Raw genomic sequence first — 22,494 nt, 5'->3', positions numbered from 1 at the left:
AGGTGTACATAATGGTGATGCAATCCGATGGATGGAGTAATTGTGGGAAAGCTCGATGGCAAGGTCGCAGTAATTACGGGCGGAACAAGTGGTATGGCGCTGGCCGGTGCCAAGTTGTTCGTCGAGGAAGGCGCTCACGTCTTCATCACGGGCCGACGGAAGGACGCGGTGGATGAAGCCGTCGAACTGATCGGCCGGAACGTCACTGGCGTGCAAGGCGATTCGGCCGACCTCGGCGATCTGGACCGTCTGTTCGACACGGTCAAACAGGAAAAGGGCTCGATCGACGTGTTGTGGGCAAGCGCCGGGACGGGGAAGCAGGCCAAGCTCGGCGAGATCACCGAGGAGGACTTCCATGACGCCTTCTGGCTGAACGCGCGCGGGACGCTCTTCACGGTCCAGAAGGCGCTACCACTGTTCAACGATGGCGGCTCGATCTTCATGACCGGGTCAAACGCTTCGCTGCGGGGCTATCCGAATTGGAGTGTGTACGCGGGAAGCAAGGCCGTGCTGCCCGCCTACGCACGGGTGTGGGTGTCGGAGTTGAGGGACAGGAAAATCCGGGTGAACGTGCTGACCCCCGGACAGGTCGCCTCACCGATGCTGGAAGAGGTGATGGACGAGGAGATGAAGGCGCAGTTCGAGTCGGTGATCCCGCGGCGAGAGATGGGCCGCCCTGAGGAGATCGCGTCAGCCGCGTTGTTCCTCGCCTCCCAAGACTCGAGCTATGTCAATGGCATGGAGCTCGTGGTCGACGGCGGCACCACAGTGATCTAAGTGAGAAACACCGGGACGTACGTCGACATTTCGACGACCTGGCACATCGACTCCAACGGGGTTTGGGTCACCGATCAGGTCACACACAACGAGCAACAGGAGTAGCCATGACCACCTTCGCCCGGCACCGCGACACCGTGGAATTCTTCGTCGAGACCATGCACGGTGGCGCCGACAAAGACGCCCTTTGCGGAATCCTTGCCGAGGACGTGGTGCTGTACAGCCCGCTCGGCGATGAGCCACTCATCGGCCGCGAGGCAGTCCTCGAGGCAATGCAGGGGGTCGGCGCGCTCGCGGCCGACCTCACCTACAAGGAAGTCCTCAGTGGCGAGACGCACCACGCCGCGTACTTCCGGCTGCAGGTCGAAGGCACCGTGGTCGACGGGATGGACTACATCCTGCTCGACGCGGACGGCAGGATCGCCGAGGTGACCATATGGTGGCGCCCGCTGTCGTCCGGCGTTCAGATGCAGCGACGCCTTGCCGGTCTGCTTGGCATGCAGCCATGGGAACTCCTTACGCATGGGGAGTCAACGTTCGCTGAGACTCGGGACAGGTCGGCCGGGGTGGGGCCGCGTGCCGGATCCGGCGACAAGGGACAGGACGCGAATGTCACTACAGGACGGGATATCTCATGAGCAGTATCAGCATCATCGGCACCGGCAACATGGCCCGCGCCATCGGGGCGCTGGCGGTAGCGGGAGGCAACACCGTCGAGGTCATCGGCCGCGATCGGTCCAAGGCAGCTGACCTCGCCACGACTCTCGGCGGCAGCACCACGACGGGAGCGTTCGGCGCCGCCCCGGCCGGGGACGTCGTGATCGTGGCCCTGAGGTACGCCGACGTCGTGCCGGTCGTCATCCAGTACGGAAACGCGTTGGCGGACAAGGTCATAGTCGATATCAGCAACCCCTTCAATGCCGGTGCCGACGGGCTCGCCCTCCCCGCTGACACCTCGATCGCGCTGGAAGTCGCCACGGCGGCTCCGGCCGGCGCCCGCGTGGTGAAGGCCTTCAACACCGTCTTCGGTCACGTCCTGGAGAAGGGCCGGACGTTGGATGTGTTCATGGCCGGCGACGATGCGCAGGCCAAGGCGCGCGTGTCGGAGTTCATCGTCAGTCTCGGGCTGCGCCCGTTGGACGTCGGCGCCTTGACCATGGCGCACTGGCTGGAGGGAACGGGCCTGGTCCTCATGGGCCTCGCCCGTCATGGACTCGACAACTTCGACGTCGCACTCGGCGCCACCGAATTCTCTGGCTGAGCCACCCTGCGCAGCCCCGAGCAGTGTCGGGCGCCTCGATCAGGGCCTGAATGAGCAATCGATGCGATCAACCAGACTCGGCGATCCGGTCACTAATGGCCTCGGCCGCTTTGCCCAGCCTGATCAGGTCCGCCTTTGTCAACGGTTCAACCACCAGTTCGCGCACCTTCGCAACGTGCAACGGGGCCGCGTCGGCGACCCGCCGCATTCCCGCCTTCGTGAGCTCGACCACGCTTACCCGGCCGTCATCGGCGCAGACACCCTTGAGCACCAACCCGTTGTCTTCCAGGCGCCTGACCACGTGGGACAACCGCGACAACGAGGAGTTTGCCTTGGCGGCGAGTTCCGACATCCGCAGCGTCCGGTCGTCGGCTTCCGACAGATTCGCCAATACGAGGTACTCGAACGTCGTTAGTCCCGTGGTGCGCTGCAGATCCCTTTCCAGGGCCGCCGGAAGCTCCATGATCATCGATAGGAGCTGACGCCACGCACGTTGCTGATCGTCGTCGAGCCACACCGTTTCGGGTTGGACACGTTCACGCTTGGGTCGCGTCATGGCGGTGACCCGATGGTGGCCCATCGCACAGCTGTCATCCGAACCTCCTCTTCCGTCTGAAGGATAGTTCAACCATCAACCATTGAACGTGAAGTGCCTACCGGCGACGGCGCTTGGCCGTCACGAGGCGGCGTCGTCTGCGTCACGCCCGCAATGAGTGCGGTGCAGCACATTGGTTGACGCATCACGTTAATGGAGGTTACGTTTGTTGAAGCATCAACTGATGTCGCTCGCCGTGCCCGCGGGAATGCGAACCCAGAACGCACAACCGCTCGGGCCAAACCTGTTCGCACACAGACGTCTTCGAGGAGCCCTCGTGAACATCGCGGTATGGATCGCGTCCGGATTACTCGCCGCCGCATATCTCTTCATCGGTGGTACGAAACTGCTGAAGTCCAAGGAGCAACTAGCGGAGAACCCCTCCACGGCTGGCGCCGCTGAGGCGCTATCTGCGACGTCGATCAAGCTCATCGGCGGCGTCGAGGTGGCCGGCGCTCTCGGGCTGATCCTGCCGTGGCTGACCGGCATCGCGCGCATCCTGACGCCTGCCGCTGCGGTGGGGCTCGCGCTGCTGCAGGTGGGTGCGGCGGTGTTCCACGGTCGTCGCGCGGAGTACAAGCAGTGGCCCGTGAACGCCGTGTTCCTGGCGGTGGCGGTCTTCATCGCGGCCGCTCGGACCTTGCAGGTCGTGCGATGAACAGCGCTCTGCAGTACGCCGTCGTGGGCACCGGCAGCGTTGGCGCGGTTTTGGCGCAACGGTTCTCCGACCACCACGTCCCAGCACTGTGGGCCAACACGCGAGGACCGGAGACGATCGACGTCACCGAACTGTCCGCCTCGATTACACCGACCACGCTAGACGCGGCCCTGGATGCCGACGTGATCATCCTGGCCATTCCGTTCCTGAAGGTCCGCGAGTTGGGCACGACCCGTTCGGACTGGTCGGGCAAGATCGTCGTCGACGCTACGAACGCGTTTCTGGTGCCCAACTCTGAGCAAATCCTCGGCGGCCGCCTGTCGACCGAGTACAACGCCGAGGCCTTCCCAGGCGCCGCGATGGTCAAGTCGTTCAACCAAACCGCCGCCAGGCAGCTGGCCGAGAAGCGCCCACCCGAATTCGGGAAACGCGTGGTTTTCGTGTCCAGCAACGACTCCGCAGCCAGCGCCACGGTGGCCGGGCTGTGCGCCGATCTCGGCTTTGCCCCCATCGAACTCGGCCGCCTCGATGAGGGCGGCACACTCATCCAGGCCCGCAACGCCCTGGTCCTACGCGAACTCTACGAGCTGCCGTCCGCACTTGAGCAGAACGCCCAGTCCACTTCGACTGTCGAGCACCAAGTCTCACCCGGTACGTGGACGATCGACCCCATTCACTCGTCCATCACGTTCTCGGTTCGCCACCTGATGGTCGGCCGAGTACGTGGGCGGTTCGGCGACTTTTCCGGAGCAATCACCGTGCCGGAGAACGGAATTCCGAGCTTCACGGCCACCATCGCGGTTGGATCGGTGGACACCGGCAACCCGGACCGCGACGAACACCTACGGGCACCCGACATCTTCGGCGCCGACGAGTTCCCCACCGCCACCCTCGCCTCGGTCGACATGCACAGCACCGGGCAGAACGACTGGGTGCTCATCATCGACTTCACCCTGCGCGGAATCACCAAACGCCTACCACTGCCATTCTCATTTCTCGGCGTGAGCGCCGGTATGGGGCACGGTGAAGTGGCCGGGTTCGAAGGCGCAATCAAACTGAAGCGCAGCGACTTCGGCGTCCTGACCGACACCCCCGTGCTAGCCGGCGGCGGCCCGATGCTCGCTGACACCGTCGACGTCACCGTGTCCGTGGAGGCGGTCAAACAGCCCTCCGCGCCGACCCGATCAGAGGGCGGCGCCGCACCCGTGTAGGGCCCGCGCCGAATCGCAGCAGTCGTTGTACAACAACATCTTTCATCTGGCGGCGAGTCGGACCACGCGCCCTGCCCGCTGTTCAAAGGCCTGGGAGATACCACGTTGTTTGAGGAGTGACACGTCGGCTGCTGCTGCGCTGCCCGACGGGGCACGTGTCGTCGCTCGTGTGCGCTATTCGGAGGAGTCGTCGACTTGGGCCAGGTGGTGCAAGATTCGTTGGTTGAGGGCGGTGAGCGTGTCGAGTTCGGCCGGGGTGAACAGATCAACGAAGTTGCAGCGGACGTCCTGCACGTGCCCCGGCGCCGCGTTCTCGATGGCAGCGCGGCCGGCCGGCAGTAGGCAGATCATGGTGCTGCGGGCGTCGCCGGGATTGGGTTCACGGCTGATCAACCCGTCGGTCTGCATGCGCCGCACCTGGTGGGACAAACGGCTCTTCTCCCAGCCCAGTGCGTTGCGTAGCTGATGGGAAGGCATGCGGTCCCCGTCGTGCTCGGAGAGTAACGCCAGGACTTCGTAGTCGGCCCCGGATAGGCCCGATTCCTGTAGGCGTCGAGCGAGGTGAAACTCGAGTCGGTAATGCGCATCGACGAAGGTTCGCCAGGCGCGGGCTTCTTGCGCGTTCAGCCAGTTCGGTTCCATCGTCCTCCAGCCTCTCATTTGGTTGACAGATCTACCAATCAAATTATGGTTGAGGAGTCAACCTTTCCGCTGTGAGTCTAGACGGGATGCCTCATGAGCAGCATCAGCATCATCGGCGTGGGGACTCTGGCCTGAGCGCACCACCACCACAATCTCGCCCCACGCTCGTCGTTCTAGGCGCGAGAGAACACCAGCAGCACAGCACTTCACCCATCTGAGAAGGACAGTCACATGCACGTTTTCGTCACTGGCGGAACCGGCCATGCCGGTTCACACATCATCCCCGAACTCATCGCCGCCGGGCACGACGTCACCGGCCTGGCCCGGTCGGACGCCTCCGCAGAGGCTCTGTCCGCGCTCGGTGCGACGGTGCGTCGCGGCAGCCTCGAAGACCTTGACGGGCTCAAGGAAGCGGCCGCGGACGCCGATGGCGTCATCCACGTCGCGCACCGGCAAGATCTGCTTCCGACTGGCGGGATGGACGCCGTGGCCGCCGCGGAGCTGCCGATCATGCTCGCCTACGGCGAGGCACTCGCGGGAACCGGGAAGCCACTCGTCGCAGCGGGCAGCATCGGCTCGCCCGGAAGCCTGGGCCGGCCGGCCACCGAGGAAGACCCGGCCCTTCCCAGCGGGGAGGAACACAAGGGCACGCTGCGGGCTCGTAACATCGTGGAACGAACCGTCATTGGCCTCGCCGAGCAAGGAGTGCGGTCTTCAATCGTGCGGCTTCCGCTCATCGCGCACGATACGACCGATAACGCTGGCTTCCTGCCGGGGCTGATCGCGCTCGCCAGGGAGAAGGGCGTCGCCGGCTACCCCGGAGACGGCACGAACCTGTGGTGCGCCGTCCACATCCGCGATGTCGCCTCCCTGTTCCGCCTGGCGCTGGAGAAGGGTCCGGCGGGTAGCTATTGGCACGCGGTTCAGGATGAGGGCGTCCCGTTCCGCGACATCGCCGAGGCCATCGGCCGTCGTCTGAATATGCCCACCGTGAGCATCCCCATGGATGTCCTGATGCTGCCGGGATACTTCGGCCAATTCATGAATCTGGTCACCGGATCCTTCCCGGCGAGCAGCCTCATCACCCGCCAAACCCTGGGCTGGTACCCCGTTGGGCCCGGTCTGTTCGCGGACTTGGACAACGGTCACTACTTCCCGGTGGCGGCGGCATGACCACATTCGCCCCCCACCGTGACACGTTGGAGTCATTCGTCGACTGCATCAACGGCGGCGCAGACAAAGCCACTCTCACAGGCCTGCTCGCCGAGAACGTGATGCTGTACGGCCCGTTCGGCGACGAGCCAGTCACCGGCCGCGCGGCCGCCGTGGAGACCATAACAAGGGTCAACGCACTGTCAGCCGACGACACCTACACGGAGGTCCTCAGCGGCGACACCCACCACGCCGCACACTTCCGGCTGCAAGTCGGCGACGCCGCGGTCAACGGCATCTTCTTCGTCCTGCTCGACGCCGACGCCAAGATCGCCGAGGTCAGCATCTTCTACCGCACCGTGCCGGACGGAGTCGCGCTGCAACGCAACCTGGCGCAGGCAATCGACATGCCGGCCTGGGAACTCCGCACCAGCGGGTCGTGACGGCCGAGGCCGCGCCCTCTTTCACGACGCCCTCGGCCAGTTAGTCACTTCCATCAGCCTCGACACCTTCCCCCGGCTATGTCGAACGTCACCGAGCCGAGCCTCGGGTGCAGGGAGCCATCCTTCGAATCATTAAGCAAGAGAAGACATCTCATGAGCAGCATCAGCATCATCGGCACCGGAAACATGGCCCGCACCATCGCCACGCTGGCCGTTGCGGGCGGCAACACCGTCGAGATCATCGGCCGCGATCAGTCCAAGGCCGCCGACCTGGCCAAAGATCTGGGCGGCAGCACCACGACCGGAGACTTCGGTGCCGTCCCGGCCGGGGACATCGTCATCGTGGCCCTCGGGTACGCCAACGTCGTTCCCGTCGTCGCCCAGTACGGAGATGCACTGGCGGACAAGGTGATCGTCGACATCTGCAACCCCGTCAACTCCACCGCCGACGGGCTCGCCATCCCCGGCGGCACCTCCATGGCGCAGAACGTTGCCGCGCAAGCCCCGGCCGGCGCCAGCGTGGTCAAGGCATTCAATACCACCTTCGGTGCTGTCCTGGCCAAGGGCCATTCGATGGACGTCCTCATCGCCGGCGACGACGAGCACGCCAAGGCCCGCGTCGCGGAGTTCATCGAGAGCCTGGCACTGCGCCCGCTCGACGTCGGCGGCTTGACCATGGCGCGCTACCTGGAAGGAACGGGCCTGGTCATGATCGGTCTCGCACAACACGGGGTGGGGAACTTCGACTTCGCCCTCGACGTCACCGTCCCCGGCTGAACCACAACATCGTCACCCGTCCGGAGAAGTGGACGACGAGCAAGCAAGCAACCCTCGAAGTACTGGTCAACGGAGGCGACAGTCCGCGTCAACTGGTGAGCAATGCTTCGAGATCCGGTGCGGTGCGTGCGCTGGCACCGATAGCGGCGCGCAACGCCTTCGCGAGTGAGGCGAGTTCTTCTGGTGCAGCGCGGGTATGGGCGGCGAACCACAGCTCGCCGCGCGGGCCACTCAAGGTCTTGCGCCAGTACCACAGCGCGAAGCGTTCTGGCATGAGGAGATACAGCGCACGCAGGTTGCGGGGAATCTCGGCGTTGCCCGCAGACAGCAGGGCGCGAAAGGCCTGCCGGGTGGCTCGCACCATCGTCGTGAGAAGCGCCCGGTCAGCGGCCAGCCGCCGCGGCTGAACGTCGACACGGCGCAAGGCCAGCTGAATCGGTACGACGAACGCGGCATGTGCGGTCAGCCACCCCTCGGGATCGGTGCTGATAGTTGTTGCGAATCCCGCAGAGTCGAACGTCTCGGCAATGCGGCGTAGCCGGGCTGATCTTCGACCATCCGAGTCGGCCACCATGGTCTTTTGCGCGCGGATCGGCACAAACCGCACCGTCGCGTCTTTGAGCACCCCAGCGGCCGCAGGAAATCCGAACATCGTCGGATGGCCCATTGCCACCGCGAGGCTCTGGGTCAGGCCCGCGGCGTTGCCGAAAAACATCGCATCAGCTTCCATAGCCGCCAATTGCCGAGCGGCGCTGACCATCTGATCGCGGCGCACCGCGACAATCACAAGGTCGCACGCCACCCCGTCGGGCGTCGCGACGGCATCCACCTTCTCGGTGGTCCACCTACCGGTTGCGGCGTCCTGCAGTACCAGGCCGCCGGTACGCAACTCGGCGAGTCGGCGTCCCCGCGCGCACACCGTCACCGTATGACCTGCTTCCAGCAGGCTTGCGGCATAGACACTGCCGATGACACCTGCCCCGACCACCAAAATCCGCATCCCGGCACCTTCTAGGTCGAATACTGCGGCATAGCTCTCGAAATGCTGCCGCCACTTATCAGATCATCCCCGGATGCGGACCGAATCCGGTCGCAATGGGCGCGCTTTGTGAGCGTTCGCTGCGTGTGTGCTGATTTGACCGGGACCACGGTCACCCGCGCCTGGGCGCAGGTCGCGAGTGACGCCAGGCGAGCCGCCAGTGAGAATCATGGCTCTACACAACGCAATCCAGACAGCGACGTTTGGGCTTGTTCATTTTTCGATGAGCGTTGACCCGTTGAATACCGACGCCGCCGCATCGGCGAAACGCTGTGCAGGTGATGCGCCGGCGTCTCGCTCCGAGCGCGGGTGATCGGCGCCAGCTAACCAAAATATCCCACAGGTGGTGAGCGCGATAGTGACCGCCAAAGCTGCGGGCACCCGCCACCAACGACTACGACTCCACCACGACTGTCGCCCGGCGAAAACTCCTCCACGACGGTTCCCTCTGAATCCACGCGGTCTGATATCCGACAGCAATGTCAGACACGTTCTGCAAGCTGTAGTCGGGAGTCCGTCCCGAAACCGAATGTCATCCGACGGTGACCTAGCGCACAGCAAACAACGAAGTCGGCACCGGAACGTGAGCTTTTTCGAAGAACTCACGAAACTGCGTCGGCCCGGAGTCGGCCACCGGTGGTGTTCCCCAGTAATCGCGTTGTGCCACAACCGAGCATGCCATGTCGATGTTTGCGGCATCTCGAGGTCATCAGCGCGCAGTAGATTTCGCTGGATACGATCTGCGTGACGGCTGACACGTCAAGCGGGACCATGTGAGCCCGAACACCATGCAGGCGAACAGGTTTCGACAAGCCCCAGATACAGCGTTTAATGACAGAGCGCTTGGCGCCAGCGAGTCAGCAAGGAGGTGCGATGGCGGGTCCCAATTCGACGGAACACGTCGATGGGTTGCCACCGCCGCCGATCGCCGAGGGCCAGGTCCACGCCCCGTTGAACGCTGACCGGTCGCCGCCGTACCGCGCGGCTGCGGTGGGGTTGGCGCTGTTCGTGGTGCTGGTGCTGGCGCTGACTTGGTGCCAGTTCCGAGGCTATTTCGACACCAAGGACGTGCTGTATGTGATGTACAACCGGTCCGGATTGTCGATGGATCCGGGTTCCAAGGTCACCTACAACGGGGTGCCGATCGGCCGGCTGCAGGCCGCTGAAGCCCAAAGCGGTAGTGACGGCCAGACTCAAGCCAAACTCGTCCTCAGCGTTGATCCGCAGTACCTGGGCCTGCTGCCCGGCAATGTGGACGTCAAACTGTTGGCCACCACCGCCTTCGGCAACAAGTACATCTCGTTCACCTCGCCGGCGAACCCGTCGCCGCAGCGCCTCAAGAGCGGTGACGTGATCAACGCCAGGGGCGTCACCACCGAATTCAACACGCTGTTCGAGACCATCACCGCGATCTCCGGGCAGGTGGACCCGGTCAAGCTCAACCAGACGCTAACCGCGGCGGCCCAGGCTCTCGACGGCCTGGGTGACAAGTTCGGTCAGTCCTTGGTCAACGGCAACACCATCCTGGCTGACCTCAACCAGCGGATGCCGATCTTCCGGCACGACGTCAAGGCTGTCGCCGACCTATCCGAGGTGTACGCCAACGCATCCCCGGATCTGTGGGACGGCCTGGCGAGCGCGGTCACCACGGCCCGTACCTTGAACGATCAGAGCGGCAATCTGGACAAGGCGCTGATGGCCTCGGTCGGGCTCGGCAACACCGGTGGTGACATCGTCGAACGGGGCGGCCCCTACCTGACCCGGGGCGCCGAGGACCTGCTGCCGACCTCGGCCCTGCTGGACAAGTACAGCCCTGAGCTCGACTGCATGTTCCGCGGTTTCGCCACCGGTGCGCCGGCCGCGGCCAAGGGTGTGGGCGGTAACGGCTACTCGCTGGCGATGAATCAGGAACTGGTCGGTGCCGCCAACTCCTACGTCTATCCGGACAACCTGCCCCGGATCAATGCCTCCGGCGGTCCGATGGGTCGCCCGGGCTGCTGGACGGTCAGCAAGGACATCTGGCCGATGCCGTACATGGTGATGGACACAGGCGCGTCAATCGCGCCGTACAACCACTTCGGCCTGGGTTCGCCGTTCGCGTCCGAATACGTCTGGGGTCGTCAAGACGGGGACTACACCATCAATCCGTGACCCAAGAGTCGCCCGACGGCATAGGTGGGGTGCCCCGGTATCCCCACGGGATCAGTACGTCACGGCCAGCTCGGTCCATGAGATGAAACTGCGTGGACAGCCGCTATCCGGCCAGCGCTTCGGCTACCTCGGCGTTGCGGTAGGAGCCGCCCGCCGGATAGCCAACGCCGAGTAACCGATCCAATCGTCCGGTGGACGTCATGGCATCTGCCGAAAGCCGAGCTTGCGGTGCAGAAGCGATCTGCTGATGCCAGCCCTATGGTCCGCACCTTGATCGACTGAGGCCGCAGCCGACCACGGTGTGCGGGCCGAGTGGCACCAAGACCTCCGTCCTGCCAGGCACATCTGTTGGCGCTGCGGGCGTTTCGCTGGAAGGTGGCAGCTGCCTCGAAGACTGCGGCGCTTCAACCATTTTCTTTGTGCTCCAAATCACCGTCGAGTGGCGTTCGGTTGGGTATCGGTTTGCCGACTACAACTTGCAGAACCATTTGCCGTGATCCGCAGATTCGCGGAGAACCGCTGCGCGCAAGGGGGATTCACGATGGGGGACGTCTTGTCGGCTGACCGGCTGTGGTGGATTAGCGGCCATTGGCGGCGGGCGGCTGTGGCTCTGCTGGCCGTCGCCGCGCTCGTCATCTGCGGGATGTATTGGGTCGCCGGCGTCGATGGACCGCGCAATGGCATGAGCCGACCGGTACAACGAGGGGTTGCCGGTCGGCTCGTTCAATCCCCGCCAGACCTGGTGACGAACGCTTCGGGACGGCGTGGGTAGCGGAGTAGGGGGCGGTGGGCGGCACGCCGTGATCGAACCCGTAACGGTGCCAGGCGACTCGGTGTATGGGCCGGCTGGGTTTGGTTTGTCATGTTAGCTGCTGGATTACAGGACCGTTCGTGTTGACGCACGTCGACAAGTGTGGGAACGTTCGCGGCGTAGGCGAAATATGAAGGCAGCTGGGGGGCTTGGCCGGATTTCGCAGGGGGAGGATCACTTCGTGAGTGCCAGTCGGGGGACTGCTCGATCGCTATATGGCGGCTTCATGGTGTTCGCTGTGTTTGCAGTATCGTGTACGTTTGCGGCGCCGGGCGCAGTAGCCGAACCACAGTCGATGCCCGATCGGTGGACTCAATTCGTCACCGACGACGGGTGGGTGGTGGATGTGAACACCACCAACGAGGTCATCGATCACATCGACAATCTGGCCGGCGCGTCCAACTCCTGGCAGGCCAGGGTCACGTTGCGGTCGGAGGCACGGATCACCGGCAGCGGCGGCTCGCCAATCCAGGACGCCCAACTTGAATCCGGCTACTTCGTCGGATGCCGTACCGATTCCTCACCCGGTGTCGAGGTTGGCGTTGACGCGGGGATTGATCCGTATCAGCAGATCAACGGACAGGTTTACGGCGGCGGCTTTGGGCAGGGCCAGGGCGGCGCCGGTGGGGGTGGCGGCGGTGGCGGTGGTTTCGCCGGCGCTTCGGCAGGGGCCACCCTCGGCGTGCAGGAGCATCTGGGAGGGCATATCCGAGTGTTGCTCAAACCCGGTGGGCTGGCGCAGGTTCCGATGGATCGCATCAGTCTGCGCACCATGCACGCGGTATCGAATCTGCGCGAGCAGAACATCGAAGCCGACGGCTGCGGCGGGCAGGTGAAGATTCAGTCGTACACCACGATCCGGGTGCGCACCGACAACGGCAATGACACTCAGACCCTCTATGGCGAGCCGAAGGACTTGTGATCGTGGCACACGCATTGCGTTCAGGACACCAACGTTCGGGACAGTCGTTCCGTCCAACTCGCCGACGGATGGCGGTCGTCGCCGCGGTGTTCCTGATGATGAGCAGCGGTGGAGTCGTCAATGTCGACACCGCCGCCGCAGACCCCGCGGCACCGGCGCCGACACCCCCGATACCGGTGCCGGTGCCGCGGCCTATGCCAGCCGATCCGGGACGGGTGAATCCGATTGGTGGCGCCCGGGTTTCCTCCACTACCCCACAGGGGGAAACCGCTGGCATGGAACGGCCGCTGGCCGCCCAGGGGGAGCGCAGTGCAGTGACCGTGCCGATGTGGGCCAAAGACGGCATCTTCGTCCCGACCGCGCACCCGAATCGGCAGCTGGCGATCCACCTACCCGGCGAGCTCGGCCTGGGTCCAGCCGCTTGGACCGCCGATGGTGGTGCGATCTACGGGTCCAATGACGTTGACTACCAAGTCATCCCGTTCGCCGGCGGCGGCACAGACATCACCATCACGCGCAAGACCGTGTTCTCGGGCAGCACCTACCCGATCGGGGTGAAACTCCCCGGCGCGACCCATCTACGCCAAGGTATCAACACCGTCTTGGTGGAAACGGATGCGGCACCAGGGAATCCGGCTCGGGTGATCGGTACGTTCAGCATCCCCACGGCCTTCGACGCCAACCACGCGGAGTTATCGGTCACGCCGACGCTGGGACCGGGGTTCCCGCCCGGGCAATCCAACCTGACCATCGACCTCGGCCCGGCCAACGTCTTCGCCTTCCCGGTGACCATCGCGCTGTCGTATCGGGCCTCGGACATTCCCACCACCGGCGCACTATCGCCGGACTGGGCCGGTCTGCCACCGGGGACTCGGGCGCCGATTGACGTGATCACCAAACCGGCCAACTACGTCATTGACCCCACCGGGGCCCATCGCCCCGACGGTGTTGACCCGGCACTGTATGCGCAGCGGCACTCCGGGAACTGCCAGGGCGGACCCAACCAATACGCCGCCGGCGACGGCCGGGCCGCCGACTTCGTCGCGTCGTGCCAAACCCAACAGCTTTGTCTGGCAGGCACTCCTGCACACACCAGCGTCGACTCGTGCAACGACCGTCTGTTGGCCAATATGTCCGCCCAATGCGTCGCCGTCTTCGGAACCACCGGTGAGGACTACAACGCTTGCATACGGACCGCGTCTGACGAAGTCGCCTGGGCCAAAGCCAACATGGCAGGCGGACCCGAATGACCAAAACAGGCTCCAGCACTGTAGCTTTCGCAGGTCTCCTGCCGGGACGAAAGGCCAGAGCATGAGCGCGACAACCACGGGTGGCGGCCACGATATCGTCGAGCCAGTCACCGAGCCTGCGGCGGCGAACGCTGCTGCTCCGCCGGCGCTGACGGGCTTCGCTGCCGGGACCACGGGGGCAGCTCTTCTTGTCGCCGGGGTCTGGGGGCTGCACGTGCTCTCCTCGGGCGGCGTGTCTGTGGGTTCTGTGGTGCTGCTGCTGGCGGCGTTCACCGCTCTGGGTAAAGGCATCACCCTGCTGCAGAGGGCGCTGGCCCCCATCATCGCGGCCGCAGCCATGGCGGCGTCCGGGGTGCCGGCCCTCGTGCGCGCGCTCGCCGCGATAGTCCTTGGCGCCGTCGGGGTGTGGTGGGTACTGCGCGGAAATGCCGCCGCCTGGTGGGCCCACACCACCGGCGCCGCCGAGAGCTGGACGTTGATTTCGGCGCTGGTCCAGATCGCGCTGATCGCCGTCGCCGGAGCACTCTTGTTCGGCGGCGCCAAAAGCCTTGTCGGGCTGGTGTGGTCGAGTTCGGGTGCCCGCCCGCGTGGCGCCGATACCACCGGCGGTTCTGTTCGTGATCGGTGGGCGTCCTGGTGGTCCTCACGCCCGGGCCTGGGTTTGATGCTGCTGGCCGGCGTCGCCGCCGTGATTGCCTTGTCCGGGTACATCGTGCCCCACGTGACGGGGTGGCTGGCCGGCGATGACCTATGGGCCGCGCTCACCGCGATCGTGGGCATCCTGACCGCCGGGTTGTTGGCGAACACCTGGTGGTGGGGTGCCCTGTCCGGGTGGTGGACGTGGGCGCACCGGCCGCACACCCCTGGTGGCGGAGCCACCCCGATGGGCCAGATCTCCGCCGGAGCCGGAGTCGTTGCACTGCTATGGTTCTCGGCCACCGCGTTCGGTTTGGCCGTCCCCGATGCTTACACCGGGCCCGGCGCGGTGCCCCGTGCCCGCGCGGATTGCCCACCGGACTGCGGCGGCGGCAACGGCGGGACAAACTCGTTCGGGCCCAATGGATCACAGTTTCAGCCGCCCCAAATGCCCGACCCTCCAGGGCAATACCAAGGCGGAGCCAACTCCTACCCGGGCCTGGACCAGAGCAACGGCATCTCGCTGTACAACCCGGCCACCGGTCAAAGCCCGGCGCAGGGCGGCTATCCCCAATACCCCGCTCAAGGTCAACCCGGCCCGCCGGCCAACGGTGTCCAGCCGCCGAACTACGACGCCCCACCGTCGGCGCAGGCGCCCGCACCTCAGCAGGCACCCGCTGGGTCCCAGCAAGCCCCGGCCCAGCAGCCCGCGCAAGCACCACAACAGCCGGCGCAGGAAGCCCCGGTCCAACAGGGGCCGCAACAACCCGCCCAACAACCGGCTCAGCAACCCCAAGGGCAGCCGCAATCCGCTCAGCAGAACCAACCCGCACAGCAGGGGCAAACCCTCCAGCAGCAGCCGCCCAATCAGAAACCCACCACTCCGAAAAAGGAGCCCAACAACCCCATAGACCCCACTGACCTAGCTGCCGCGGCCACCCGACGAGGATCACAGCAAGCGGGTCAACAAGCAGGTCAACAGGCAACTCAGCAAGCGACGCAGCAGACCACCCAACGCAGCACACAAGCTGCGCAACAAGCGACGCAGCAGTCGACTAAGGCCCGGGAACAAGGCGCAGAAAAGCTGGCGGAGAAGGGCGGGGAAAGCCTTGATCCGTTACCCGCCGATTTCCATATGGGCCAACTTGGTGACGGTTTGACTGCCCGTGCTGAATACAGCCCCACCGGTGCTCACTGGGGTGATAACGCAAAGAGTGTGGGGGCGCTGACCCGGGAAACTGCGGAAACGCTCGAAAAAGCAGGAAAGAGATTTACGAATATCGGCCGCGTCCTGGAGGCAGGACAGGCCGTTTACGAGTTGGCCAATGGTGCCCCGATACCTGAAACGGTCGGTAAGACTGCGGGGTCCCTGCTTGGCGCTTGGGGTGGGGCCGAAGCCGGTGCGCTGGCCGGAGCTGCGATCGGGTCCTTTCTTCCCGGGCCGGGCACCGTTATTGGCGGCGTGGTGGGCGGCGTCGTCGGCGGGTTCCTCGGCAGTGGTTTTGGTTCTGTAGCGGGAGAAGCGCTCGGCAAGGGGGCCCGGTCGGTCGGGTCGGCACTGTCGTCGGCAGCGAGCGCTGTCGGAGACTTCTTTAGTTGGTGAGAGGATTGATTCAACACCTAGGTAGAGGGATGTCATGGAGCACAGTGGCCACGGTATGACGGGTGCGTTCGCGCTTGTTGCAATCGTCAACTTCATTGTCGCGATAGCTTTTACCTTCAAGGGCGACTTTCATAAAACCGTGCCTTCGAAGACGTCATGGATACTGCCACTTTGTGTATCCCTGCTGTTCTTCCTGGTGGCGCCGAACCCTGCAATAGCGGCAGGAAGTGTCGTTATCGTACTTGGATTCAGGGCGATCGCCATTTTCTTCACTACTGATGTTCAAAATAGACTATGCAGTTGGATAGCGCGCCGGGTGGGATATGCGCCAAAGAGGGTGAATCGATATGAAAAACGGATGAAGGACAGCGGCGACGAGGCGAACCGTTGAAGGTGCTTCACCTGCCCGCATGGTGTCCGCGGAATTTAATCGGTTGATGGGAACGGGAATTGGCCTATGTTAACGATAACGTCGGTGGTAGTCGGATGTATCGGGCTGCTCGTCACGCTTACTCTTCTGCAGGTAAGTGCTAATATATCGCTGGCGCACTTGGTTGCCCTGGCTGCTGGCGGTGTTGCTTTCCTTTTGCTGAGCGCTGTTGGAATGTACGAATTAATGCAGTCGCAACCATTGAGAATCGGCACACTATGCGGTGCATTTATCATTCTTCTAAATATCGCTCAGCTGGTAAAGCGCCGGTACACCAGCTTATTCACCGCTGGCCCGTCATGACGGCCGCGGGAGTACTCAAGGCCTTGTTTTACCTGGTATTGGTCCTGAATTATGTAGTCATGGTCTCGCCGGTATTCAACTCGAATAACGACGCATATAAACAGATGCCGACCGCGCGCTCGTGGTTGGCTCCTGTTGGTGCTGCAGCACTGTTCCTATTCGTGTCCCCCAACTTCGCCGTTGCCTTCGGCTACATTTTTGTGTTCTTGTTTGCCCGATTCCTGTTTGTTCTTCGCTATACACCGTTAGGCAGTGAATCGTTGGCAAAAATCACCTGACCGTTGAGGCGACTGCGCAAGAGTCGTAATAAGCATGACAAGTACTGAAGATTGGGATAGCGCGATGGAAAGAGGTGGCCGGTGAGTAGTCATGAGCGAATTTTCGGGGTGTTGTGTGGCGTGGTTGTTGTGGCCGCGGGATGCTCGTCGCAACAGCCGGCGACCGGGGCGTCAAGCTCGGCGGCCTCGACAACTGCAGTGTCGTCGTCGGCTGGGGCCAGCGCGGTCGGATGCACGACTGGAAATGTCCCGCTGACCACCTTGGATCCGAAGGCACCCGGCGAGCCGACGTTGGCACTTCCCACTCCGTCGGGGTGGGCCAATTCGGCTTCGATGGATTCACCGGTCATCCGTGGGCTCGTTGCCAACGAGGCGCTGCGGGCCAACGACTTCACGCCGAACGCGGTAGTGACCCTGGAAGATCTGACCGGCAAGGTCGCCAATGCCCAGCAAGGCATCGATGCCGAGATCGCCGGCGCTGCGCAGAACGGCATCGCTGTTGCGAGTCGGACACCGGGAACCGTGTGTGGGCACCCGAGTGCAACGATCACCTACACGCTTCGAGGCCACGCGGTGACGGCGCTGGTCACTGCCGCGGCAGACGGGCACAAAGTATGGGCCGCAACACTGACCGTGCAGACCAGCGAACCGGATAACCCGGCGTACATCGCCGACAAGCAGGCCATTCTGGACAACTTCCAGTTCATCCTGCCCAGTCATGGGACTGGGCAGTAATCGGTTTTGGCCTGAGACGCTGGACCGATCGTCGGTTAGGTGCGCTGGTCAGCATGAATTCGGCCGAGCCCGCGTTCTGAGATCGGTGTGCGTCCCTGCAGTTCAGCGAGCGAAGCGGCAGCCTGCAGGCACCAGTCGATTCGGACCCGATGGGCGGCTTCCATGTTGGCTGCACCTCGACCGGCGTCTAACCTGACGCAATGGCCGTGAACTCGAAGGTCTCGCGCTCTTGGCTCCTCGTCAATCCGTCGCGCGAGCCGGATCTCGGGGCAGTAGTGACGACCACCAGATCCGACGAGGTGATACTCGATCTCGAGGACGCCGTCGCGCCCAATGAGAAAGAGGCGGCACGGGACCGAGTCATCGAATTCCTGAACTCGGGTGCGCAGGCCTGGGTCCGGATCAACGACGCGTCGAGTGATTTCTGGTCGTCGGACTGCCGCGCCCTGGCCGATTGCCGCGGCATGAAGGGCGTCGTGCTGGCCAAGACCGAAGGCGGAAACCACATGTGGGACACCGCGAACCGGCTCGGCGGCGAGTTGCCGGTCATCGCGCTGATCGAAACCGCGCGTGGGCTGTCCCGCGTCCATGACATCGCTGCGGCCCGACCGTGCTTTCGTATTGCATTCGGCGTCAACGACTACACGCTGGACATCGGGGTGGAGCAGGACCCGTTGGCGCTCGCCTATAGCCGTTCGCAACTGGTTGTGGCCTCGCGGGCGGCGCACATCCCAGGTCCGATCGACGGGCCGACGCGCGATCCGGACGAGCTTGCCGACGGGGTGGCATTGACCAGACGCATGGGTATGACGGGCAAGCTCGCGCTGCGCTCGTCCGACGCCGACACCATCAACATTGGGCTGAGCCCGTCTGATTCTGACATCAGCTGGGCGCAGGAGTTCGTCGATCAATTCAACAGCCGAGGCGGAAAGCCCAAGGACGGCAGCGACTTACCTCGATTGAACCGCGCCAAGATCATTCTGGAGAGGGCCCGCCAACTCCGGCTGTTGCCGGGCTGAAAGCTCAACCACGGCAAAGCACACTGCTGACGGCGCTCAGTCGATGACGTTCGGCGCCTGATGTTCGGGCAGGACCGCGACGTCTTCGTCCGCTGCCACCAGGCAGGCACGGCAGAAGTCGATGCCGAACGGCGTGAGGTGGATCGAGCGGCGGACGACCTTGTGCGCGCGCACCGAGTGCATCGCGGCCAGCACATCCGGCTGCGCCTCGACCACCTGGTATTCGAGCGGGTCACGCAGTTGTTCCTGCGAAAACCAGATCAGTCCCAGCCGGAACAGATTGTTGAGGTAGGCGGGGACCTGGTCCAGATACCGCAGCCCCGCGCGCGGGCCGATCATATTGAGGCCAGGAGCCACCAATCTCGAGGACACCATGCCGATGGGGCCACCCGTACGGATGTCGACCGCCGGTTGCGGTCCGCCGCGCAGCAGCAACAGCAGGATGCGGGCCTCGTCGGGTGCCATCTCTTCCAGGATGCGCGAATACGCGGGGTGGCTGCGCTCGGTGTTCCACACGTCGCGTGAGCGTGAGAGCAGTGCCTGGCCCTGAGCGCGCAGCGATTGCTCCATCTGCTGTTGGCGCTCTTCTTCCGCCTCTTGCCGATACGAAACTTCGTGCGTCGTCACGGTCTCGGTGAGCGAGGCACTGACCTCGACGACGGCCTGCGACAACGAGACTCCATTGGAGACCGCCTTGGCCAGATCGCCGAAAACGGCGCCTGCTTGGGCGACGCCGGATATCAGCTCGCGTGCGGAGTCGGCTGCCGATGCCGGGTCAGCGGCTATCTCAAGTGCGCGACGACCTGTTTTGAGTCCGGCAACCAGGGTCCATTCCGCGGTACGCACCCAGGCCGTCGCGGCCAGGCGGACGAGGCCGGGCAGTGCTTCGCCGATGTCGGTGCCCGCGGGTAAAAGCGACGAGGACTGCTCCGGCGGCGGAGAGAACGTGGCGCTGAACGGTCCCCACTGGGCGTGGCGCCGTCCGGAACTCCGACGATTGTCAGTACTCATGCGACACCAAGTCCCAAGAAGATCCCGTAGTGAAGGAAGCCACCGGCCGCGCCCATGATGGCGCCGTGTGCGTAGAGCATCCACTCATCTTCCTTGATGGCAGAGCGCAGCATCTCGACGAAGTCCGATGGGGGCAGTTCTTTGGTGCGTTGGGCAATCAGTGCGCGGATTTTTCCTGACTGTGCCCGCGAGAACTCTTCGTCTCGGAAGGGTGTCAGCGTCCGGTCGACAGCCTCGGCGGCAAAGCCGGCCTTTATGGAGTCGTAAGCCTGGGCTCCGAGTGCGACCCGCGCGGCACCCCTGATCGGCCCGGCGGCCCGGTCGATGGCCGGGCCTAGAGCGGTGGCCATCATCTGGCGGGTGCGGTCGCCGCTCGGGCCGTCGATCAGGTAGTCGCCGATGCGTTCCAACGTGATGACGTCGTCGGCGATGATCCCGGCGTACACCTCGGCGGCCTGCTCTTGCCGCCGCAGGAACAAGCCCTGGAACTTGATGCCGAAGTAGCGGGTCGGCTCGGTCGGTTCGAAGATGAGCCACATGCCGAGCGCGTTGGTTATCCAGCCGACGATCACGCCGAGCGCCGGCAGCATCCACCACGTGTGAAACCAGTGGTCGATGAACGCGACCGGAATGCCCAGCAGGAAGCCGAAGATGAAGCCGAAGTTGACCATCAGGTTGAGCTCGCGCTGGCCGATGTCCTTGAACACGCGGATGACAAGCTCGGGGTTCTTGCGGAAGTGCTCGATCACCATGATCTTGGGGTCGAGTAGCTGGTCGATGTGGATGCCGATCTCGGTGGTGATCGACTGCACGACCTCCGGCAATTGCGACTGGACGCGGGAGACTATCGCGCGTTTGCCGACGGTGGGGAGGTTGCGCCAGAACTTCGGGTCGTTGGTGGTCATCACTTCATCGACGAGTTGTGGAATCTCGGCCCGGAAAAGCCTGACGATGTGCTCGGCGATCTTTTCGGGTTCGAGCTGTTGATAAAACTCAGCGGGTGTGCCGAGCTTGGCAATGGCCTTGTCGGACGCGATCGAGCCCATCTTGGCCGCGCGCGCCGGGACGATGCCCTGCCAGCCGACTCCGCCCTGCAGTACACCGGGGATCTCCTGCAGTTTGTGCGGCGCCAGCCGTGCCAGCTCCGCCATCCCCGGGATTCTGAATCCGTGAAAGTTGACCGGGTAGAACAGCATGATCAGGCCGGTCCAGTTGATGAGCCAGCCGATCACTGCGGTGAACAACGGAATGCTCAGGAAAGCGAACCACTCCATCGGGGTGTTGATCTGGCTCAACGTCCAGTCTCGATTGACCAGCCAACTCCAGAATTCGCTGAGCGTCGTCCTCACCGCCTTTCGTCGAGCAAAGGTGATTCGCCGACGAGGATGGCTGGTCACCTGTGCGAGTGCACATTAGCCGTTGTTGCGATAACAGACGGCGACTTGTGTGGTGCTTGCTGCACGGGCCGGGCGAATCCTGGGTGGCGGCGCCCGCCAGGAACACGAGGCATCGGGCGGAGTCCGTCATGACGCCGTCAGGACGATTCCGTTCGGCGCTGCCGACGCAGGTTCTGACGCAGGGGTTCCGATCACGGTGCCGACGGCCGTCCCGTTTGCGGTGGCAATGGTGAGGGTGGTTCCGGGTACCAGATTGTCGTCGGCGACGGTATTCCCAGAGAACCAATCATTGAGCCATTGCCCGGACAATTGCGTCAGGGCCAGTGAGTTCTGCTTGATCGGGGCACCAGCGACCAGGTGCACGAGGAACTCACTGATCGCACTGCCACCACCCATCGAATCGGTATGGACGCCACCGGACAGTACGAGACCGGCGAAATGGTCAGGCCGAACCTGGGACAGCGTCGCGTTGACATTGCTGATGAAGTTCCACAGATTGGGCGGTGACCCGATTTCCTGGACCGGGATGAAACGGCCGGTCTGCTGCTGATACGCGTCGAGCTTGGCCAGTGCGCCCGACAGCTGGTCGCCGGTAGTGACCGCGTCCAACAACAGCACGCCTGCGAGGTCGTTTGCGGCGCCGTAGTCCACCAGATAGCCCGCGGCGCCAGATACCAATGCGCCGCCGGCGGAATGGCCGGCCAGTGCAAACTGTGTCGGCAGCACCGCGTCACCAGCGGACAGGCCGTACTGCTGGGCGTAGTCGGCGGCTAGTGCGCTGGCAGTCAGGGCGGCTCGGTCGCCGACGAACAACCGGGCGATCGCTTGCTGCATACCCACGCCGTTGACCCACAGCCCACCGTCGGCGAACGGATTGGAGGTCAGCGTCGGAACCACCACGACGCTGTCTGTGGCTGTGGCCAGCGTCGCGGCGGTTTCGCTGTACATGGCACCGATCGCGAAGAAGCCGTGCTGCAGCAAGATCATCCGCTCGGGCGGCTTACCAGCCGGGTAGTACCAGTCGGCCGGTACGACTACTCCTGTCGCAACCTGCAGTGTGGAGCTGCGTACCGTCACTGTGCTTCCGGCCGGAACGGTAGGGGGCCCGGTCAGAAGTCGTTCCAGATCGGTGAGCACACCGAAAATGAGTCCGGTGACGACACCGAGCAACGTCGGTGCAGGGGCGGGGGTGATCGCCGCCGCGGGGTCGGCCTTCGCGGTCGTCGTGGGGCTGGAGATCGCTGAGACCGCCGCGAGTTTCGACTCCGGCTGCGCTACCGGCACGACAGCACTGGCGATCTTCGCGGACATGGAGGCCGGCGCGTCTTTGGTGGGGGGCTCGGGGGAGTGCCGTTCAGCAAGCGTCGTGGTGCGAGGCGTTTCCTCGAGAGGA

23 protein-coding genes are annotated in these 22,494 nt (G+C 64.1%); 16 read left to right on the top strand and 7 right to left on the bottom strand.

What is annotated here, in order from left to right; all coding sequences use genetic code 11:
* The first annotated feature begins 42 nt into the window (after positions 1-42).
* The 3 genes from G6N59_RS16470 to G6N59_RS16460 all read left to right on the top strand — a co-directional run bounded on the left by G6N59_RS16470 (position 43) and on the right by G6N59_RS16460 (position 2,038).
* A complete protein-coding gene (locus tag G6N59_RS16470) occupies positions 43-777 on the top strand; it encodes an SDR family NAD(P)-dependent oxidoreductase (RefSeq protein WP_138233290.1) in 735 nt (244 codons plus the stop codon).
* A gap of 107 nt (positions 778-884) precedes the next feature.
* Positions 885-1,415 carry a nuclear transport factor 2 family protein gene (locus G6N59_RS16465; protein ID WP_138233289.1) on the top strand — a complete coding sequence of 177 codons (531 nt, stop codon included), beginning with the start codon at positions 885-887 and terminating at the stop codon, positions 1,413-1,415.
* Positions 1,412-2,038 carry an NADPH-dependent F420 reductase gene (locus G6N59_RS16460; protein WP_138233288.1) on the top strand — a complete coding sequence of 209 codons (627 nt, stop codon included), beginning with the start codon at positions 1,412-1,414 and terminating at the stop codon, positions 2,036-2,038. Before G6N59_RS16465 ends, G6N59_RS16460 begins: the two co-directional genes overlap by 4 nt.
* Before the next feature lie 67 nt (positions 2,039-2,105).
* Here G6N59_RS16460 and G6N59_RS16455 read toward each other — a convergent pair whose 3' ends face one another.
* Positions 2,106-2,555, bottom strand: a complete 450-nt coding sequence (locus tag G6N59_RS16455; RefSeq protein WP_234884451.1) for a MarR family winged helix-turn-helix transcriptional regulator — start codon at positions 2,553-2,555, stop codon at positions 2,106-2,108.
* A 355-nt stretch (positions 2,556-2,910) separates the two neighbouring features.
* Between G6N59_RS16455 and G6N59_RS16450 the strand changes: the two genes are divergently transcribed.
* Together G6N59_RS16450 and G6N59_RS31605 are read left to right on the top strand one after the other, a co-directional pair.
* Positions 2,911-3,291 carry a DoxX family protein gene (locus tag G6N59_RS16450; RefSeq protein ID WP_138233286.1) on the top strand — a complete coding sequence of 127 codons (381 nt, stop codon included), beginning with the start codon at positions 2,911-2,913 and terminating at the stop codon, positions 3,289-3,291.
* A complete protein-coding gene (locus G6N59_RS31605; protein WP_197907887.1) occupies positions 3,288-4,502 on the top strand; it encodes a YceI family protein in 1,215 nt (404 codons plus the stop codon). Before G6N59_RS16450 ends, G6N59_RS31605 begins: the two co-directional genes overlap by 4 nt.
* 174 nt (positions 4,503-4,676) lie before the next feature.
* Here the strand turns inward: G6N59_RS31605 and G6N59_RS16435 are convergent, their stop codons facing one another.
* Positions 4,677-5,144, bottom strand: coding sequence for a MarR family winged helix-turn-helix transcriptional regulator (locus G6N59_RS16435; protein ID WP_138233285.1), 468 nt, complete (start codon positions 5,142-5,144; stop codon positions 4,677-4,679).
* A gap of 231 nt (positions 5,145-5,375) precedes the next feature.
* Between G6N59_RS16435 and G6N59_RS16430 the strand changes: the two genes are divergently transcribed.
* From G6N59_RS16430 to G6N59_RS16420, 3 genes are all read left to right on the top strand, one after another.
* Positions 5,376-6,317: an SDR family oxidoreductase gene (locus G6N59_RS16430; protein WP_138233284.1), complete on the top strand. Its 942-nt coding sequence runs from the start codon at positions 5,376-5,378 to the stop codon at positions 6,315-6,317.
* On the top strand, positions 6,314-6,739 hold the full coding sequence (locus tag G6N59_RS16425; protein ID WP_138233283.1) for a nuclear transport factor 2-like protein: 426 nt from the start codon (positions 6,314-6,316) through the stop codon (positions 6,737-6,739). Before G6N59_RS16430 ends, G6N59_RS16425 begins: the two co-directional genes overlap by 4 nt.
* Positions 6,740-6,892: 153 nt before the next feature.
* Complete coding sequence (locus tag G6N59_RS16420; RefSeq protein WP_138233282.1) at positions 6,893-7,516, top strand: NADPH-dependent F420 reductase; 624 nt, start codon at positions 6,893-6,895, stop codon at positions 7,514-7,516.
* Between the two features lie 88 nt (positions 7,517-7,604).
* On the opposite strand, the gene G6N59_RS16415 is transcribed toward G6N59_RS16420, so the two are convergent.
* On the bottom strand, positions 7,605-8,516 hold the full coding sequence (locus G6N59_RS16415; protein ID WP_138233281.1) for a ketopantoate reductase family protein: 912 nt from the start codon (positions 8,514-8,516) through the stop codon (positions 7,605-7,607).
* A gap of 912 nt (positions 8,517-9,428) precedes the next feature.
* Between G6N59_RS16415 and G6N59_RS16410 the strand changes: the two genes are divergently transcribed.
* The 6 genes from G6N59_RS16410 (at position 9,429) to G6N59_RS16385 (ending at position 16,939) form a co-directional block, all read left to right on the top strand.
* Positions 9,429-10,706: an MCE family protein gene (locus G6N59_RS16410; protein WP_138233280.1), complete on the top strand. Its 1,278-nt coding sequence runs from the start codon at positions 9,429-9,431 to the stop codon at positions 10,704-10,706.
* Between the two features lie 1,037 nt (positions 10,707-11,743).
* Positions 11,744-12,439, top strand: coding sequence for an MspA family porin (locus G6N59_RS16405; RefSeq protein ID WP_138233279.1), 696 nt, complete (start codon positions 11,744-11,746; stop codon positions 12,437-12,439).
* 2 nt (positions 12,440-12,441) lie between these two features.
* The gene (locus G6N59_RS16400) at positions 12,442-13,689 is read left to right on the top strand and encodes a hypothetical protein (RefSeq protein ID WP_234884450.1); all 1,248 of its coding nucleotides are present in this window, start codon (positions 12,442-12,444) and stop codon (positions 13,687-13,689) included.
* A 61-nt stretch (positions 13,690-13,750) separates the two neighbouring features.
* Positions 13,751-15,928: a glycine zipper domain-containing protein gene (locus G6N59_RS16395; protein WP_138233278.1), complete on the top strand. Its 2,178-nt coding sequence runs from the start codon at positions 13,751-13,753 to the stop codon at positions 15,926-15,928.
* 55 nt (positions 15,929-15,983) lie between these two features.
* Positions 15,984-16,319 carry a hypothetical protein gene (locus G6N59_RS16390; protein ID WP_138233277.1) on the top strand — a complete coding sequence of 112 codons (336 nt, stop codon included), beginning with the start codon at positions 15,984-15,986 and terminating at the stop codon, positions 16,317-16,319.
* A gap of 338 nt (positions 16,320-16,657) precedes the next feature.
* Positions 16,658-16,939, top strand: coding sequence for a hypothetical protein (locus G6N59_RS16385; protein ID WP_163911375.1), 282 nt, complete (start codon positions 16,658-16,660; stop codon positions 16,937-16,939).
* A gap of 89 nt (positions 16,940-17,028) precedes the next feature.
* On the opposite strand, the gene G6N59_RS16380 is transcribed toward G6N59_RS16385, so the two are convergent.
* Positions 17,029-17,289, bottom strand: a complete 261-nt coding sequence (locus tag G6N59_RS16380; RefSeq protein WP_163910723.1) for a hypothetical protein — start codon at positions 17,287-17,289, stop codon at positions 17,029-17,031.
* On the opposite strand from G6N59_RS16380, the gene G6N59_RS16375 reads away from it, so the two are divergent.
* Both G6N59_RS16375 and G6N59_RS16370 read left to right on the top strand, forming a co-directional pair.
* Complete coding sequence (locus tag G6N59_RS16375) at positions 17,201-17,674, top strand: LpqN/LpqT family lipoprotein (RefSeq protein ID WP_234884466.1); 474 nt, start codon at positions 17,201-17,203, stop codon at positions 17,672-17,674. The genes G6N59_RS16380 and G6N59_RS16375 overlap by 89 nt on opposite strands.
* Before the next feature lie 200 nt (positions 17,675-17,874).
* Positions 17,875-18,693 carry an HpcH/HpaI aldolase/citrate lyase family protein gene (locus tag G6N59_RS16370; protein ID WP_163911373.1) on the top strand — a complete coding sequence of 273 codons (819 nt, stop codon included), beginning with the start codon at positions 17,875-17,877 and terminating at the stop codon, positions 18,691-18,693.
* Positions 18,694-18,729: 36 nt separating this feature from the next.
* On the opposite strand, the gene G6N59_RS16365 is transcribed toward G6N59_RS16370, so the two are convergent.
* The 3 genes from G6N59_RS16365 to G6N59_RS16355 all read right to left on the bottom strand — a co-directional run bounded on the left by G6N59_RS16365 (position 18,730) and on the right by G6N59_RS16355 (position 22,412).
* The gene (locus G6N59_RS16365; RefSeq protein WP_138233274.1) at positions 18,730-19,704 is read right to left on the bottom strand and encodes an Abi-alpha family protein; all 975 of its coding nucleotides are present in this window, start codon (positions 19,702-19,704) and stop codon (positions 18,730-18,732) included.
* On the bottom strand, positions 19,701-21,053 hold the full coding sequence (locus tag G6N59_RS16360; RefSeq protein WP_138233273.1) for a DUF445 domain-containing protein: 1,353 nt from the start codon (positions 21,051-21,053) through the stop codon (positions 19,701-19,703). Before G6N59_RS16360 ends, G6N59_RS16365 begins: the two co-directional genes overlap by 4 nt.
* Positions 21,054-21,227: 174 nt before the next feature.
* On the bottom strand, positions 21,228-22,412 hold the full coding sequence (locus tag G6N59_RS16355) for a hypothetical protein (protein WP_138233272.1): 1,185 nt from the start codon (positions 22,410-22,412) through the stop codon (positions 21,228-21,230).
* Positions 22,413-22,494 lie beyond the last annotated feature (82 nt).

Source organism: Mycolicibacterium aubagnense (assembly GCF_010730955.1).
GTDB lineage: Bacteria > Actinomycetota > Actinomycetes > Mycobacteriales > Mycobacteriaceae > Mycobacterium > Mycobacterium aubagnense.
The sequence above is the reverse complement of the archived record's forward strand: the minus strand, read 5'-3'. Positions and strand labels throughout refer to the sequence as shown.